Source organism: Lentisphaera araneosa HTCC2155 (genome assembly GCF_000170755.1).
Taxonomy (GTDB): domain Bacteria; phylum Verrucomicrobiota; class Lentisphaeria; order Lentisphaerales; family Lentisphaeraceae; genus Lentisphaera; species Lentisphaera araneosa.
Genome location: NZ_ABCK01000025.1, coordinates 59,484 through 75,330 on the forward strand (window position 1 = coordinate 59,484; position 15,847 = coordinate 75,330).

Here is a 15,847-nt window from a genome sequence, read left to right on the forward strand (position 1 = left end):
TGAGCTTAGTATAAAATTAAAGCTTAGCTGGATCTTTTTTAGAAAGATAAAATCCTAAAAAAGATAGGCTAATAAGAGTTGTATCTAAAATAATACTTTGAGCATGTGTTAGTTTTAGGAGACTGCCAAAACAAGCACAGTTCGTGCTTGGTCCAAGATAAAGAATGAAGCTAAGAAAAGAAATGCTGAGTATGAGACTGAGGGTGTAACTTAATCTCTGGGTGGCCTTGAAGCATAAACTAAGGCATAAAGTGAGTTCCAAAATAGGGACGTAAAAACTCACGATTTCGATGAGTGCATTGATCTTAATAAATGGCATGACTTCATCAATCAGTAAATAGACTGACTCGATATCACTAAGTTTAGTGATGGCCGAAAAAGCAAAAACGGATATCAACAGCGTACGAGGGATGATTTCGTATCTCATAACTTATCTTTTCCGGAATTAGATTTAAACCAGGATTCGTAGCCACCCTTAAGGTAGAAAACATTTTCTTGCTTAAGTTCTTCTCTAATCTGCTTAGAAAAATGCCGGCTATAGGGGCACCTTTCATTACAATAGACTAAGATTATTGGTTTGCGGAGTAGGTGATTTTTTATATGCTTTTTCACACCTTCTATTTCATCAGCATGCATTGCATTTGTAATATGATTTTCTTTATATTCTTCAATACTGCGAGCATCTATGATTAAATAGTTTTTTAACTCAATATTATCTATATAGACAGCGTGTGGATCTGGCGACTTTACTTTAATTAAAGCAGCAAGCCCTACACTTAAAAAGAGTGGAACTAGAAGGATAAAGAGGATTTTTTTGATCATATAATAAGGGCATGAATAAAGTTTCATTTATTATACCAAGTCAAGAGTGATTGATCAACTCTTTTTAATCGATGGGTCACATATGCTCACTAGAAGAATATCACTAAAAAAAGCTCGACTTCAGTCGGGCTTTTTTTGTGTCTATCGCTAATGTGGTGTATGGGTGGGTAAATGAATTTTAGGAATCAAAAAATGAATCGTTTAGCATTTTTAATACTTTCTATAGGTTTGGCATGGACTCTAAGTGCCCAACAAATCTATGTAGGCACACATTCAAAGAATGAGAGCAAAGGGATTTATTCGAGTCAATTGAATGAAGATGGAACTCTTAAAGAAACTAAAGAACTACTATTAGAATTAGGTACGACAGTAGTCATTGAGAAAAAGGGGAGTTCACTGATTTATAGTTGTGGCGTCGGTGAAAAAAAGCAGCATGGTTTGATTCAATGTTTTGATACTCAAACGGATAAATTAATTGACACAATAAGTTCTGGTGACTCAAGACCCTGTTATTTAGCCTTAAGCAAAGATCAAAGCACAATTTACGTGAGTAATATTAAAGATGGTTCTGTGTGTGCCATTAACCTCAATAAGGATGGTTCCTTTGCTGAGCTGATTAGTAAAGTTATCATAGAGCCCGCAGGCAAGCGTTTTGCCCCTCATGCCTGTGTTGTGTCGCCAGAAGGAGAGTATCTCTTTGTGCCTGATATTGCAGGCAATCGCCTGTGTCGCTTAAAAATTGATCAAGTTAGCGGCAAGCTCAAATATCTAGATTCGATTCAATCGGATCTGTTTCAAGGGCCACGTCATATGACTTTTGATCCAGAGGGAAAAAGAGCTTATATGGTGAATCAGATGGGTGAAGCGATTACCGTTTTTACTTACGGCAAGGGTATCTTAAAAATTCTTGGCAATGTACAGACTGTGCCAGACGATAAGCTCGATATCAATAATCACATTGCCGAAATTAAGCTTCATCCTTCAGGAGAATATGTTTATGCTTCAAATCGCGGGCATAATAGCTTGGTTTTGTTTCAGCGCGATTTAGCAACGGGACTCTTAAGTTTTGATCGCTGTTTTAGTAGTGGAGGACAGGTACCATGGAGTTTTGCGATTTCCGCAAAAGGTGATTTTTTGTATTGCTCAAACAACAAATCCAATAATCTTGTGACTTACAAAATTGATCCCGCTAATGGTCATTTAAAGCCTATTGGCAAACCTGTGTCGGTTCCAAATCCTGCGAGTGTGATTGTAGTTGATTAGGGCGTGGTTGGCTGGTTTTTTTGAGCTGTGTTCTTTGAAAACCGTAGGCAAAGTAATGAGCCAATAAGCAAGAGTATGAATGCGATCAGCCATCCGAGGTGAAAAGCTTCATTATTAGAGACGATGGCCTCACTGTCAATTAGCTCAAGTTTCGAAAAGCAGAGTACAAAAGAATGTAGTAAAAAGGCACTCGCATAAGCTTTAATCACGAGACTATTGTAATTCTCTTTCCATTTCACGGATCTCAAGCCAAAGCAGGTGGCTAATAAGCTGGTGATGATGAGCAAGTCGAGCTCAGGGATTCCGGGAAATACAGACCATATCATGGGAAAAAAGAAGAAGGGTAATGAAAAGGCTAAAAGAAAGCTACCGAACTTTGGAATTAATTTACATAAGAAAAAGCCTGCAAGAGCAAAGCCTGAACTCAAGAGGCAGGGGATGCACCAATGACCAAGATGTATGTAATTGCCTAGAACCCAGCCGGCAAACCCGAGATTGATTGCACAAATGATTGATAGATAATTGTTAAAGGTGAATTTTGTACAGAAGAAGACAAGTAAGCTGATCACTGGTAATAGATAAACCAATCTTGAGTCGAGTCCTGTTAAAACTATGTCCATGTATGCCATTAATTGATTTACTTATAATGATATGCTTTTTTAGAGTTTTATAAAGATTTTACTTTTGGTCACTTATGCCATTGATGTTTGTTTTATTTTTCATCTACATCAATAATAAGGATTTAAGCAGTGTCAAAAAATATCATTAAAATATTCATTATCACTATCTTGGCATCAACTGCAATGAGTGCAGAAAAGAAAGGCCGAGCACCCGCTAAAGAAATGAAAGCACCCCAAGGTATTTCCTATTCAGTACTTAATTATCGCGAAGAAAAAGTGCTCCGAGCGAATCAAGTGGGTATTGCCTACAAAAAAGAATGGGCAGGAAAAAAGCTCCCTGTAGTTGTTTTTATTCATGGGGGAGGCTGGCGTAAGGGGGATAAAGATCAGATGGCTTATTTCGCAGTGAATTATGCTAAGGCGGGATTTGTGGGAGTCACTGTATCCTATCGTCTTTTATCCGAAGCCAAGTACCCAGCTCAAGCCCAAGATGCTAAAGAAGCGATTCGCTTTATAAAGAGTCTTGCTGACAAGTACCCAATTGATGTCAATCGTATTGGGGTTGCGGGTTATAGTGCGGGTGCACATCTTGCGCTTCTCATTGCTCTTTCAGATGAGGAGCCACTCTATCAATCAGATAAGTATACGAATTATGATTCTAGTGTAAAATGTGCCGTGGGCATTTCATCACCCATTGATTTCAGCCAAAAGAAAAAGATTTCCTTCCTCAATAATGAGCAGAATCAAAATAAACAAGTCATGAAAAAATCGTCTCCGATTAATTATGTGCAAAAGGGACAAATTCCCATCATGCTCTTTCATGGAGATAAGGATGCCTTGGTTCCCTCCTATCATTATAAAAACTTTCTTACCAAGGCAAAAGAAATGGGAATTAGCAATGTTGAAACACACATCAACCCTAAAGGTGATCATGTCTTCTTTTTTAAGAATAGCCGGGTAGTGAATCCGCTTATGATGAAATTCTTCAAAAAGCATTTAATGAAGTAAAAAGCGAGTGCTGTAATCCTAAGCGAGGCTAATTGACTTAGCTATTAAATCAACTGGGCAAAATCTTAAGCAAGGCTATTCTTTTGTCATTAATAGACAGAAGGATTTCAGACATGACAGAAGCCGATGTTCTTCACGAGGACAATCATATCATCATCGTCAATAAGCGAGCTGGTCAAGTTGTGCAAATTGATGAGAGTGGTGACACGCCACTCTGTGAAATTGTCCAAGCATTTCTCAAGAAGAAGCACAAGAAGGAAGGGAATGTCTTTCTTGGTGTGACACATCGTCTCGACCGTCCTGTTTCTGGTGTGATTATTTTTGCCAAAACGAGTAAGGCTTTGACACGGCTAAATAAAATGTTTCAAGAGAAAGAAATTCAAAAGACCTATTGGGCTTTCTGTCTTGCGAACCCCGCAAAAGCAAGTGATTTATTGACGCATTACTTGGTTAAAGATCGACGTAAGAATAAAACTAAGGCTCACAATAAAAAAGTGACTGAGGGAAAGTTTTCTCAATTAGAATATAAAGAAATTAAGCGCAGTGGTCGTCAATCATTGCTAGAAGTCAATCCACTTACGGGACGCCCCCACCAAATCCGTGTTCAGCTCGCTAGCATTGGCTGCATTATTAAAGGTGACCTAAAGTATGGAGCTCCCAAAGCTAATGAGGATAAATCCATTTGCTTACATAGTCGCCGCGTTCGCTTTATTCATCCAGTAAGCAAAGAAGAAATAGATCTAGAAGCTCCTTTGCATCGACCAGGTCTTTGGAAGTAAGTTAAGAGCCTAAGAATATATGTATTAAAAGTTGTACTTTACGACCTTTAGTTGTATGTTTACCAAAATAACCAAGAGGTAATGTAATGAGTAGTCAAGCACTCCCAGCGCAATCAGTTAAACTGAGTGGAGATCTTATTGCTCGCGCAAGAGCATTTGCAAAAGCGGAGGAGCGTTCAGTTCCAAAACAAATAGAGTATTGGGCAAAGATTGGGCAGCAAGCTTTAGATAATCCAGATTTACCCATAAGTTTTATTCGAGATCTAAATGTTGCTCGAGCTGAAGACCCTGTTGAAGTGAAGAGTATAGACGATTTCTTTGATTCTCTATGAGGATAAGTTATGCGCCTGCTTTCAAACGAAGCTTGAAAAAGACGACGAAACAGTTTCAGGAAGAGGCAAAAAAACAGGTTAAATTAATCTGCCAAGACCCAAGTATAGGTGTTCAGAAGAAGGGAGACTTATCCCAAGTTTTTGTGCATAAATATAAATTCAATAAGCAAGAAGTTTTGGTAGCTTATACCTTTTGTCCTGAGACTAGGAATTTACTTTTGATTGGTAGTCACGAAAAAATTTATCGAGATTTGAAAAAGTAGATTTAAATCTCGAGGCTCATTTACAGATGTACAGATCATCGTACAGTCTCTTGAAAATATATATACCAAGATTGATACCAGTGATGATGTTTGATCGATTCTCAGTGTTGATCCAGTTGTGTTCAGCCAATTGAAAGAAATCGTTTGCATGTTCAAGATCAATTTTTTCGTGAAGAGTATAATGTATCAACCGTTCTTTACTTACCCAGTTGTTTTTAACTGTAGTATGCCCAATAATTGAAGAGATTTGAGCGAACATGAGCTCGATTGTACCCATGCAGGAAACGGCAATGTCTGTGTGATCAAATGTGCATGTGGATATCAAAACTGCATTAAAAGCTCTGACTTCAGGTCCTGGAGTTATTTGCGATATATGTTCTGAAGTAACTCCCAAGCTTTTTAGAAACTTTTTAAAAGTGCTTTCATGAAATGCTGAGGAGTTAAAATTTCCATGTTCTTCCAGAATATTTTCTAGTATTTTTAGTCTTAGATTTGGATCTGAAAACCGAGCCATAAGCGCGGACATGGGGCGTGAGAAGAAAGCCACGGCAAAAAAGAACTGTATTTGGCTCTGAGTAAATTGATCTTTACTCATTTTCTCGTTGACGAGTTCAGTGAGGTATGGGCTGGAGAGAGCGTTTTGTTTGTCTATTTCCTGTTTGCAAAATTCTAAAATGGTATGTTCTGAGTGCATCATTAAATCTCTGCTGTGTTTATTTGCCAAGTCATATTTTGATCAATATTTCTACCATAGATCGTTGCGGGTGCATTACTGGCTCCCTTTAGCTTATCTATAAATATTTGCTGATCTTTTTTGGGAACTGCAAAGAATAGTGCTGGATAAAATTTACTGGCAGTTGGTTCTAAATCTAAAATGAAGTTTGCGGCCATGGTTGCATCCTTGTAATTAAGGCAACTGAGGTGGCCTGAAATGAGTTCCTGCGAATCGCTGTAAAGCATTTTTGCATTCAAGGTGTCTTCAAGGACTGCTGATACTGATTGGTCCTTGGTAGAACAAAAGAGTGGGGTATATTTGGACCTCAGGAGCGGTTCATGAAGTTGGAGTGAGATATCATGAAGATTGCTTTGGTAGTGTTCTAACAATGCTTCAATACAAAGATGTTTGTGGATTATTCCATTCAAGAGAGGGTAACGAATAATGGCAATATCAGCTAATTTTGTTAATTGTGGAAAACCGAGTCGCCCTGTGAAGTCCTCTGGAGTTTTGTCTCCTCCCTTCATCATAATTCCAAATTGGGGAAGCTTATCATAGTGATTGAAAGTGAAAAATGCAGTTTTAAGTAGTCTGTATAAAACCTGTTTAAAGTCTGGATCAATTTTTAGATCGGCTATGTAAAGTGAGCGTTGATTTTTACCTTTTATGATTAGAGTTCGTTCTACTACTGCAAGAGTCCCCAAAATAGTTTGTTGGTTATGAGCAACAAAAATTGTTTCTGAGCCAATGGAGCGAAAGAAGTTTTCGTAAAGTTGACCATGGGAAATCGTAAAGCTCTTCCCTTCGCCAAGAGGATAGGTGAATTTCTGTTCGAATGAACTCAAAATTGATCGAAAATATTTAGGCAAATCAGAGATCTTTGAAATTTGAATCATGTTGTTTTTTCTGCAATATGAATCTTTTTGTAGAAGAAACTTTCGTCTGAATTCACTAAGCGTTCGCCCCATTCCTTATCCCATAAAAGTTCAGTAGGCAGTTTGGGAATATTTAGCGATGAATTGAGTTGTCGAATGATGATTTTACCGTTTTTAGCTAATGCTACTTTAGCGAGCTTTAAAGCTTTTGTTGCTTCCGATTCTGAGAGCCAATCAAGGATGTTTGAAAGATGAATAAGGTTATATTTTTCTCGTTCTGCATTTAATAAAAAATCGATCATCATTTTATGGTGATAGTTGATCAGAGCTACTTTTTTTTTGGACTTAATACCTAATTCAAAGTAATGATAAGGTCTAGCATGAAATACTCCCTTCAGCATTTGGGATAAAAAGGGACTTTCTGCATTTGAGTCTTTAGCAAGATAGAATTTGGTCTGAGTAATGAAGTGCTCGCTAAAAGATTTAAGTGGATTTTGTGTAGCTTCTTTTTCAAAGATATGGACAAGAAGATCTAGCTCAAAATATTTATTAAATACCTCTGGGAGGTTATCGAAATTGGTTGAAATCTCAGACTGAATGCCTTTGAAGAGCTGTTCATAGCGCCCGGTAAAATTAGGGCCTTCTTCATTAAGCAAGTCTTTGGGGCCTAAGATATCTAAGTTGATATCTGTCTTTTCTGTGAGAGTCATAAGCAGTCTAGAGCGCTCTTTTTGGCTTATTTGAATGTGGCCTAGTGCTTTAAGCCTCGTCTCGCGAGGCTCACCTAATAAAAGGTGTTTGAGTTTACACAATTCAATTTGTGATGAGTTCGCATCTACTGCGTCAATCGATTGAATTCTATTATTTGTAGCAAGGGTACAAAGAGTTTCTCCACCAGAGGCTATCATTAAAACTTTTAAATTGTTTCCTGGTATTGATTTGATGAGCTCAAGGTCGATTTTTGGATCTTCTCTAACCTGACTAAAAAGAATAGGAAGCTGATGTATGTCCCCTCGCAATTTTAATGACTTATTCATTGACTCCCCTTTAATACAATATAACATGGACAGCGAGGAAAGCGAACTAAATGTAATGCTTGAACCCTATATAAGTTTAATTTACTTGCGATTTTCACTTAATTCTTATTATGAGAATACAAAAAAGCCCCGCAGTAATGCGAGGCTTTTTTGGTTTAAGCTACGTTTAACTTAGAGGCTTGCGAGTGCGGCGTTGAGCGTTGCACTTGGACGCATGGCTTCAGCGGCTTTTGCATCGTTTGGTTTGAAGTAACCACCGAGGTTTAAAGCTACGCCTTGAGCGCCATTGAGTTCGCTTACAATAGTCTCTTCTTTCTCAGATAGATCATTTGCTAGGTTCGCAAACTGAGACTTGAGCTCGGTATCCTTATCTTGAGCAGCGAGTTCTTGTGCCCAGTACAGAGCTAAGTAGAAGTGGCTACCACGATTGTCGAGTTCATTCACTTTACGTGAAGGAGACTTATCGTTGAGGAGGAACTTCGAAGTAGCCGCATCAAGTGTTTCAGCTAGAACTTGTGCTTTAGCATTATCGAAATTAGCTGCGAGGTGTTCGAGAGAAACTGCAGTTGCAAGGAATTCACCGAGTGAGTCCCAACGCAAGTGGTTTTCTTTTTCGAACTGTTGAACGTGCTTAGGAGCCGAACCACCTGCACCAGTTTCGAAGAGTCCACCACCATTCATGAGTGGAACAATTGAGAGCATTTTTGCAGAAGTGCCAAGCTCGAGAATGGGGAAGAGGTCAGTGAGGTAGTCACGGAGAACATTACCAGTCACAGAGATTGTATCTTCGCCATCTTTCGTTCTTTCGAGTGTGTACTCAGTTGCTTGGATGGGAGCAAGGATCTTGATTGTGAGGCCAGAAGTGTCGTGCTCGCAGAGGTAAGCTTCAACTTTTTTGATGAGCTGAGCATCGTGAGCACGGTTTTCGTCGAGCCAGAAAATAGCCGGAACACCAGTTGCACGAGCACGGTTAACGGCGAGTTTTACCCAGTCACGGATCGGTGCATCTTTTACTTGGCACATGCGGAAGATATCACCAGCTTCAACAGTTTGCTCGAGGAGAACTGTGCCATCAGCGTCAATTGCTGAAACAGTACCAGCAGCAGCCATTTGGAACGTCTTGTCATGTGAACCGTATTCTTCTGCTTTTTGAGCCATGAGACCAACGTTAGGTACGCTACCCATAGTTGTAGGATCAAAAGCACCATTCTTTTTACAGAAATCAATAGTGGCTTGATAAACACCTGCGTAACAACGATCAGGAATAAGTGCTTTAGCGTCTTGAGCATTGCCTTCCGCATTCCACATTTGACCCGAAGTACGGATCATTGCCGGCATAGATGCGTCAATAATGACGTCTGAAGGAACGTGGAGGTTAGTGATGCCGCGGTCAGAGTCAACCATTGCAAGTGCAGGTGAAGTTTCGTAAACGGCATCAATAGCGGCTTTTACTTCAGCTTCTTGTGCGTGACCTGCGATCTTCGCATAAACATCGCCAAGGCCATTCTTAGTGTCAACACCGAGTTCTGCAAATAGTGAGCCGTATTTAGCAAAAACGTCTTTGTAGAAAACTTCCACAACGGCACCAAAAATGATGGGGTCAGAAACTTTCATCATAGTGGCTTTCATGTGGAGAGAGAAAAGGATGCCTTGCTCTTTAGCATCAGCAATTTCTTTAGCTACGAAAGATTTAAGTGCAGCCATATTCATAACGGATGAGTCGAGGATTTCGCCTTCTTGCAGAGCGAGTCCGTCTTTTAAGACTGTCTCAGAACCATCAGCACCATTGAAAACGATTTTTGCGCTTGTCGCAGCAGGGATAGTAGTAGAAGTTTCGCTACCGTAGAAATCTTTTTCACTCATGCTCGCAACGTGTGATTTTGAATCAGCAGACCAAGCACCCATGCGGTGAGGGTTAGCTTTTGCATAATTCTTTACAGCTTTCGGAGCGCGACGATCAGAATTACCTTCACGTAATACAGGGTTTACTGCAGAACCAAGAACTTTTGCGTAGCGAACTTTAATGGCAGCTTCTGCATCATTCGCAGGCTCTTCTGGGAAGTTAGGGATATCATAGCCTTGTCCTTGAAGTTCAGCAATTGTTGCTTTGAGCTGAGGAATAGATGCGGAGATATTTGGAAGTTTAATGATGTTGGCTTCTGGAGTTTTAGCGAGGTCGCCAAGTTCAGCAAGGGCATCATTCATTTTCTGATCAGCAGTAAGGTTCTCTGGGAAGTTGGCGAGAACACGGCCAGAAAGAGAAATATCGCGAGTTTCAACTTCGACACCAGCTTTACCAGTGTAGGCTTGGATGATAGGGAGGAGTGAATGCGTCGCTAAGGCGGGGGCTTCATCAGTTATCGTGTAGATAATTTTTGACATGTTAATTTCCTGTTGTTTTATTTAAAGTATGTGTTCCAGACCATAGACCAATTCAGCGCGGTCTTTGATGTATTGGGATGCCATGTAAACACCCGGCATATAACTTGTACGTTCGATACTATCGTGACGGATAGTGAGGTATTGACCAGGAGCGCCGAGGATTACTTCTTGTGAAGCAACAAAACCGGGCATGCGTACTGCGTGAAGTTTGATACCTTCAAAATCGCCACCACGTGCACCTTCAACATTGGCTACTTGGTCATTAGTTTTTGGATTGAACGTTTTATTATTTTCGCACATGAGTTCGGCTGTTTTTACAGCTGTCCCCGAAGGGAAGTCCACTTTGTTCTCGTGGTGATACTCAATGATTTCAGCATAGTCGTAGTATTCGGCAGCTTTTTTTGCAAATTGCTGCATGAGTACATTACCGATGATGAAATTAGGTGCAATGAAACAGCCTTTGCCCGTTTCTTTGACCCAAGCTCGAATCTGTTCTAAGTCATTTGGGGTGAAACCAGTGGTTCCAACTACGGCAGCTGCTCCGCCAAAAAGTATGGTGCGTACAGTTTCCATTCTGACTTCGGGGCGAGTGAAATCTACCACTACATCAGCGGGATTGGAGGCGAGAGAATCGGCAAGTGAGTCGCCCATATCGATGCTTCCTGCAAGAGTGAGGTCGTCTTTCGCCTTAACGAATTCAACGACAGTTGCTCCCATTTTTCCCATGGAACCATTAACAGTTACACGCATGGTCTAGTTCCTTAATTAAATTGTATTTCTAAAGTCGCACACAACTCTAAATGTCAATCGCTCTTTGTCAATAACTTATGTATGACACAGAGGTGGAATCAAGGGAGTTTTTTGCATAAATCCGCAGTTGTTGCATGCAAAAGAATTTCTAGTTGGAAATTAGAAGGGCTTAGCTTCGATAGAAACACAAGTGAGCACGAGTGGAAAACGAAATTTCGACTCGTGACGAATTAAGAAAATGAGGGGCTTTTAGGCGTACTGTGAGTATAGAAATTAGAAGATATCGATAGTTTCTTCGCCAGCTTCAGCTGCTTTTTGCTTTACGCTAGGTTTCTTACCACTAGATTTTTTAATAACTGATGAAGGTAAGTAGCGGTAGTATACTGTGAGCTGGAGTGCACAGAGCGTCGTTGAATAGACTTTATTATCAATTTCTTTCATGGCATTACGATCTGTTTCAATGCCTTTGGTAGCCGGACTCAACCAGTAACCATCAGGGTGTTGATTATCAACGAGCTGTTTTTGGAAAGTTTTATTCCACTTAGTCCAATCACTGCCGCCGCGTTGGAAAACGGCCTGGGTAGCGTAATACATCCAATAAAGGTAGAAGCCAGCAGGTTGACTGTGTTTGCCGTGCTCTTCCCATCTTAGGAGATTGATGTCCTCTTTGACAATGAGGTCACCGAGCCTACGGCAAGCGGGGTCGTCTTGAGCTCCCAATAACTGCATACAAAGGACGCCTACAGCGCGCATCGAAGGGTCGCGTTTCCCTTTATTCTCTAAACGATAATAGAAACCTGTAGAAGTTGCGTGCTTTTTCATATGTGCGATAGATTTTTCAATAGCACTGGGGAGTTTTTCCACGTCGCAACCTGCAACTTTTGCAGCCTTTAAGGACTGCCAGTTCCAGCAGGCATTAGAAAAATTGGAATCGCCGCTCTTTTTATAACCATACATATAACCACCATTTTCATGCTGGTTGTCGCAGATGAATTGGATGGTGTTATTCATGGGGGTTTTTAAGTTGTAATTACCTGTCATTGCGTAGGCTTCCGAGAGAGCGTAAGCAACCAGGGCATGCTCATAAACGTTTCTTTCTTTGGCATTGCCTAGTGGGAAACTACTCTTTGAATTACCCCATTTTGCGAGGTTTAAGATACCTTTCGAAACTACACTGCCATAACGCTTGGATTTGCCTGTTTCACCGTGAGCAAGGTAAGTTAAGATCGCCAGGCTCGTCATCGAGTGTGGATGTCCATTACCCCAAGTGCCGTTGGGGTTTTGGTTTTTTGCGAGCCAGTCGAGGGCATTAGCAAGTGATTTCTGTGCAACAGCTGAGCCACCATATTTACGTATAGCATTGGCTTTGGCGTTGGGGGAGCGCGCACTAAACATCTTAGCTGATTGTAGGGGAGAAGTTGAGGGCTTAACATCTGACATGAGTTCTACATCATCCATTATTTCAGCTGCTGGAGGCTCGTCAGTATCATCGATTTCGGTGGCAATATCTTCTGTGACATCCACCGTTTCAGTGATTTCGGGATTAATTGTTTCGCTCTCGGTTTCCATGTCGGGTTCTGGCGGTGGAGGCGGCGGAGGCGGAGGGGGTGGCGGCTCCTCGACGACTTCTTCCACTTGTTGGGTAACTTCGACATTGGCATTGGCAGCCTTGCTTTCTCCTTTAAATAGAGATGCTAATAAAATGAGCAGGATATGACAAAATGTGGAGATGACTGGACCAATCAAAGTTTCCTTTAATTTGGCTTTTCTATATTCCTCTTGGACCTGCATGAGTTCTTCCTGAGAAAGGACGCCAAAGCCATTATCCTCGTCATACTCTTCATGTTCTTCTGTCATATATTTTTATCCTAAAAATTTTCTTATCTTCTTTATATTGTCACAAGTCTGTTAAGTATTACTGAATCCTTCAGTTTTTATTTAAATCTTTATTAGCAGTCAATAACTAAAACTTTCATTGTATTACGGATAAACATTCTCTTTTTTCACGGCTTAACGTGATTTAGTGCACGTTTTTAAAAGTCCTAAAAATTTGTTTGAAGTTGTAATGCCTTGTCATATTTGTTTAGATTTACTGAACTATATACACAGGCAAAATGAAAAAACTGACACTTAGTGTTAAAAAAATCATTATTTTTCCATGTGATATCGTTTTTGTATTCAATTATTTTGTAATTAGGGCTCACTGATTAAGATATAAATAACTTATATACAATGAGATAAGTGTAATTCATGCTATATTATATGTAAACAAAACCCCTCAAAACAGTCATTAGGTTTGCATAAGATGTATAAAAATACGGGCTCAGAGCCCAAAATGGCCAATTTACCTTATTTTCTAGATGGTACACTCAATATCAATAATCGCTGGGTCAAGTTAGCAGCGATAATACCTTGGACAGATGTCGAAGAAATTTATGCACTAAATTTCACCAGTCATACTGGGCCCAAAGCTCTTCCTGCAAGAACTGCATTTGGTTCCCTTATCATTCAAGTAAAGCTAAGTTTAACTGATGAAGAAACGATAGAAATGATTTCTGAAAATCCCTATCTTCAATATTTCTTGGGCTTTGAAAGATATAAACAGGAAGCACCTTTTGATTCGAGCATGATGACTCATTTTCGAAAGCGTTTTGGCGCTCAGGACATTAAAGACATTGACGAACTCCTGCATACAGCGACACGTAAAAAAGAAGAGGATTCTAATGATGATTCAGACAATGATCCTCCATCAAATAAGGTTCTTTAATTGTTGATGCCAGTTGTGTCCTGCTGATATCACTACCCACTGACCTTGGGTACTAAATAAAGCTCGTGAAAAAACTGAGAGTAATCGATATCCTTTGGTGTCATCGCTCAAATACAGAAGATAAAGTTAAGCCTCGAACTTATCGTGAAGATGGCAGGAAAAGCTTTTTAAGTATTGTTCTAAAAAAACGTGTTTTCGAAAAAGAAAAGACGTGAGGTGATTAACAGACAACTCCATTGCGTAAGGAGGAACCTCGCCAGTATAGATGAACTCAAAAAGTATGCCGATCTTACTCTATTGAAGCCTAGTTTATATCGTGAACTTCTGGTGATCGGGACACTTTATCAACAACAGCAATACATGTACGATAACAAAGTAACAAGCGTAGATGATCGCATCGTAAGTATTCATCAACCACATATCCGTCCCATAGTTCGGGGGAAGGCGGGAGCTCATACGGAATTCGGAGCAAAAATATCTATCAGTGTGGTCGATGGCTGGACCTTTACCGATACGATTAGCTTTGACTCTTATAATGAAGGGACCGAACTGATTTCACAAATTGAAAAATACAAAGAACGATTCGGTTATTATCCCGAATCAACACATGCGGACAAAATCTACCGAAACAAAGAAAATCGAGCACATTGTAAAAAGCATGGGATAAGGATAAGTGGTCCCAGTCTTGGAAGGCCTCCCAAAGATGAAAAATTACGTAAAGAACAAAAGGATATACAACGCCAAGATGAAGCTATAAGAAACCAAGTAGAAGGCTGTTTTGGTGTAGCCAAAAGACGCTATAAACTCGATCGCATTTTCACGAAAATTAAAGCGTCGTCTGAAACACTTATTGCTTTAATATTCATGGTGATGAACTTGGACAAGGCATTAGCCTTTTTATCACTTTTTGGCCAATATTATAAGCAGCTATTAGAACATTTTCTTAACTTTATAAGTCTCATTAGCCAGGGTGAGCATCTCAAAAGACGAGTCATTCAGTAAGGCCTAATTAATACGAGTGTGGATCGAATAGTTGACTCCTAAATTTTTTTTCATTCTCTTATTCTGCGTACTTCGCAAGTACACTTTCTTTACAGCGAGTTTGATTTTTTTTAATTTATTAATCTTTGCTAACTAATTTGAGAAAAGGAAAAACCTGCCGTGATTTTCATCTATAAACTAAACATTTGATGATTTGTGGATACCTCATCCTGATTTTTTTATCGTTTTTGAATTTCTGTGCAAACAAAGAAAAAATCATTACCTGAAATGATGAAGTTCTAGAGCTAAAAAAGCCCCGTCATAATCATGACGAGGCTTTTTTATTTTTTGAGTTTTTCTTATTTACGATTCAGTCATTTGTCCGGTAAGTATCGCTAGATACTAAAAAAGTGTAGTGTCCCCTTATAAATTGTTCTACCAAAAAGCAAAAAATAAGGAGCACTACACCATGAGTATACAAATAGCGAACTCTCAAGAAAATCAAAGTCGTCGCTTATCTTTAAAAACAATGAACCAGCAAATGAGTCACTTGGCGGTTCATGGAGCGGGCCTAAGTCCCTGGGAAGCCAAAGAACTGGTTCGCATGATAGATGAGGTCTATTTTTCCTATAGCCAAAAGGAACTTAAAGAAGGTCAACTCAAGTACAACTGCGTCTCGACCAAGGAAGGTGCAGGTAAGGCACTCAAAGACTGTGAAATGATAAGCGTCACTCTAAGTGTATTCAGTGATTTTGACGAAGAAGAGTTGCCCAATAGAAAAAATAAACAACGGCAAGTTGTTCGCCGTCAGCGTAGGTTAATACGTTTGAGCGAAGAGGCTCGCGATCAAGGAGGTCTATTAAGCCAGGAGGATTTGGCCAAGCTGTTGATGTGCGATACAAAAACGATCCGATGTGATATCAAACACTTACAAGAGGAAGGTATTGTCATTCCGACGCGTGGCCAACAAAAAGATATTGGTCCTGGAGTTACACACCGTGAATTGGTCATTCGTCATTGGGTGGAAGGCAAAGAAGAAGTTGAAGTTGCGAGTGCTACAAAACATTCGATGGGCGCCGTTGAGAGTTACCTTCAAAAGTTTAAAGTTGCGGTTTACTTACGGGTAGGGAAGAGCTTCACTGACCATGAAATCGCGGTAGTTGCAGGAATCTCACAACGCGGCGTGAAGACATTCCTTAGATTTACGACGAGTTTAAGATAAAGATATGTTCAAACATCGTCTGGATGAAATC

Annotated in this window: 15 protein-coding genes and 1 pseudogene; 7 read left to right on the forward strand and 9 right to left on the reverse strand. The window is 39.9% G+C overall.

Annotated elements, in window-relative coordinates; translation table 11 throughout:
- Positions 1-16: 16 nt before the first annotated feature.
- Positions 17-427 carry a MauE/DoxX family redox-associated membrane protein gene (locus LNTAR_RS19730; protein WP_007280526.1) on the reverse strand — a complete coding sequence of 137 codons (411 nt, stop codon included), beginning with the start codon at positions 425-427 and terminating at the stop codon, positions 17-19.
- Positions 424-822 (reverse strand): rhodanese-like domain-containing protein, encoded by a 399-nt coding sequence (locus LNTAR_RS19735; RefSeq protein ID WP_162026433.1) that lies wholly within the window; start codon positions 820-822, stop codon positions 424-426. Before LNTAR_RS19735 ends, LNTAR_RS19730 begins: the two co-directional genes overlap by 4 nt.
- A gap of 192 nt (positions 823-1,014) precedes the next feature.
- Here LNTAR_RS19735 and LNTAR_RS19740 point away from each other — a divergent pair, with 192 nt between their 5' ends.
- On the forward strand, positions 1,015-2,085 hold the full coding sequence (locus LNTAR_RS19740) for a lactonase family protein (protein ID WP_007280528.1): 1,071 nt from the start codon (positions 1,015-1,017) through the stop codon (positions 2,083-2,085).
- Here the strand turns inward: LNTAR_RS19740 and LNTAR_RS19745 are convergent.
- Positions 2,082-2,705, reverse strand: coding sequence for a hypothetical protein (locus LNTAR_RS19745; protein WP_040915378.1), 624 nt, complete (start codon positions 2,703-2,705; stop codon positions 2,082-2,084). The genes LNTAR_RS19740 and LNTAR_RS19745 overlap by 4 nt on opposite strands.
- Before the next feature lie 129 nt (positions 2,706-2,834).
- Between LNTAR_RS19745 and LNTAR_RS26130 the strand changes: the two genes are divergently transcribed.
- The 4 genes from LNTAR_RS26130 to LNTAR_RS28475 all read left to right on the forward strand — a co-directional run bounded on the left by LNTAR_RS26130 (position 2,835) and on the right by LNTAR_RS28475 (position 5,087).
- Complete coding sequence (locus tag LNTAR_RS26130; protein ID WP_007280530.1) at positions 2,835-3,713, forward strand: alpha/beta hydrolase; 879 nt, start codon at positions 2,835-2,837, stop codon at positions 3,711-3,713.
- A gap of 113 nt (positions 3,714-3,826) precedes the next feature.
- Positions 3,827-4,492 (forward strand): RluA family pseudouridine synthase, encoded by a 666-nt coding sequence (locus LNTAR_RS19755; protein ID WP_007280531.1) that lies wholly within the window; start codon positions 3,827-3,829, stop codon positions 4,490-4,492.
- Between the two features lie 86 nt (positions 4,493-4,578).
- Positions 4,579-4,824, forward strand: a complete 246-nt coding sequence (locus tag LNTAR_RS19760) for a TA system antitoxin ParD family protein (protein ID WP_007280532.1) — start codon at positions 4,579-4,581, stop codon at positions 4,822-4,824.
- Positions 4,821-5,087 (forward strand): type II toxin-antitoxin system RelE/ParE family toxin, encoded by a 267-nt coding sequence (locus tag LNTAR_RS28475; RefSeq protein ID WP_007280533.1) that lies wholly within the window; start codon positions 4,821-4,823, stop codon positions 5,085-5,087. The genes LNTAR_RS19760 and LNTAR_RS28475 overlap by 4 nt, the downstream gene beginning before the upstream one ends.
- 16 nt (positions 5,088-5,103) lie before the next feature.
- Here LNTAR_RS28475 and LNTAR_RS19770 read toward each other — a convergent pair whose 3' ends face one another.
- From LNTAR_RS19770 to LNTAR_RS19795, 6 genes are all read right to left on the reverse strand, one after another.
- The gene (locus tag LNTAR_RS19770; RefSeq protein WP_007280534.1) at positions 5,104-5,784 is read right to left on the reverse strand and encodes an iron-containing redox enzyme family protein; all 681 of its coding nucleotides are present in this window, start codon (positions 5,782-5,784) and stop codon (positions 5,104-5,106) included.
- Complete coding sequence (locus LNTAR_RS19775; protein ID WP_007280535.1) at positions 5,784-6,698, reverse strand: hypothetical protein; 915 nt, start codon at positions 6,696-6,698, stop codon at positions 5,784-5,786. The genes LNTAR_RS19770 and LNTAR_RS19775 overlap by 1 nt, the downstream gene beginning before the upstream one ends.
- The gene (locus tag LNTAR_RS19780) at positions 6,695-7,714 is read right to left on the reverse strand and encodes a DUF3419 family protein (RefSeq protein ID WP_007280536.1); all 1,020 of its coding nucleotides are present in this window, start codon (positions 7,712-7,714) and stop codon (positions 6,695-6,697) included. Before LNTAR_RS19780 ends, LNTAR_RS19775 begins: the two co-directional genes overlap by 4 nt.
- Positions 7,715-7,885: 171 nt before the next feature.
- Entirely contained in the window at positions 7,886-10,096 is a 2,211-nt protein-coding gene (locus LNTAR_RS19785) for an NADP-dependent isocitrate dehydrogenase (RefSeq protein ID WP_007280537.1), read from the reverse strand.
- 21 nt (positions 10,097-10,117) lie between these two features.
- Positions 10,118-10,846 carry a 4-hydroxy-tetrahydrodipicolinate reductase gene (dapB, locus tag LNTAR_RS19790; RefSeq protein WP_007280538.1) on the reverse strand — a complete coding sequence of 243 codons (729 nt, stop codon included), beginning with the start codon at positions 10,844-10,846 and terminating at the stop codon, positions 10,118-10,120.
- Positions 10,847-11,119: 273 nt separating this feature from the next.
- A complete protein-coding gene (locus LNTAR_RS19795; RefSeq protein WP_007280539.1) occupies positions 11,120-12,703 on the reverse strand; it encodes a prenyltransferase/squalene oxidase repeat-containing protein in 1,584 nt (527 codons plus the stop codon).
- Between the two features lie 448 nt (positions 12,704-13,151).
- On the opposite strand from LNTAR_RS19795, the pseudogene LNTAR_RS19800 reads away from it, so the two are divergent.
- Together LNTAR_RS19800 and LNTAR_RS19805 are read left to right on the forward strand one after the other, a co-directional pair.
- Positions 13,152-14,615 (forward strand): annotated as a pseudogene (locus LNTAR_RS19800) (IS5 family transposase).
- Positions 14,616-15,063: 448 nt separating this feature from the next.
- Positions 15,064-15,816 carry a DUF1670 domain-containing protein gene (locus LNTAR_RS19805; protein WP_007280542.1) on the forward strand — a complete coding sequence of 251 codons (753 nt, stop codon included), beginning with the start codon at positions 15,064-15,066 and terminating at the stop codon, positions 15,814-15,816.
- Positions 15,817-15,847 lie beyond the last annotated feature (31 nt).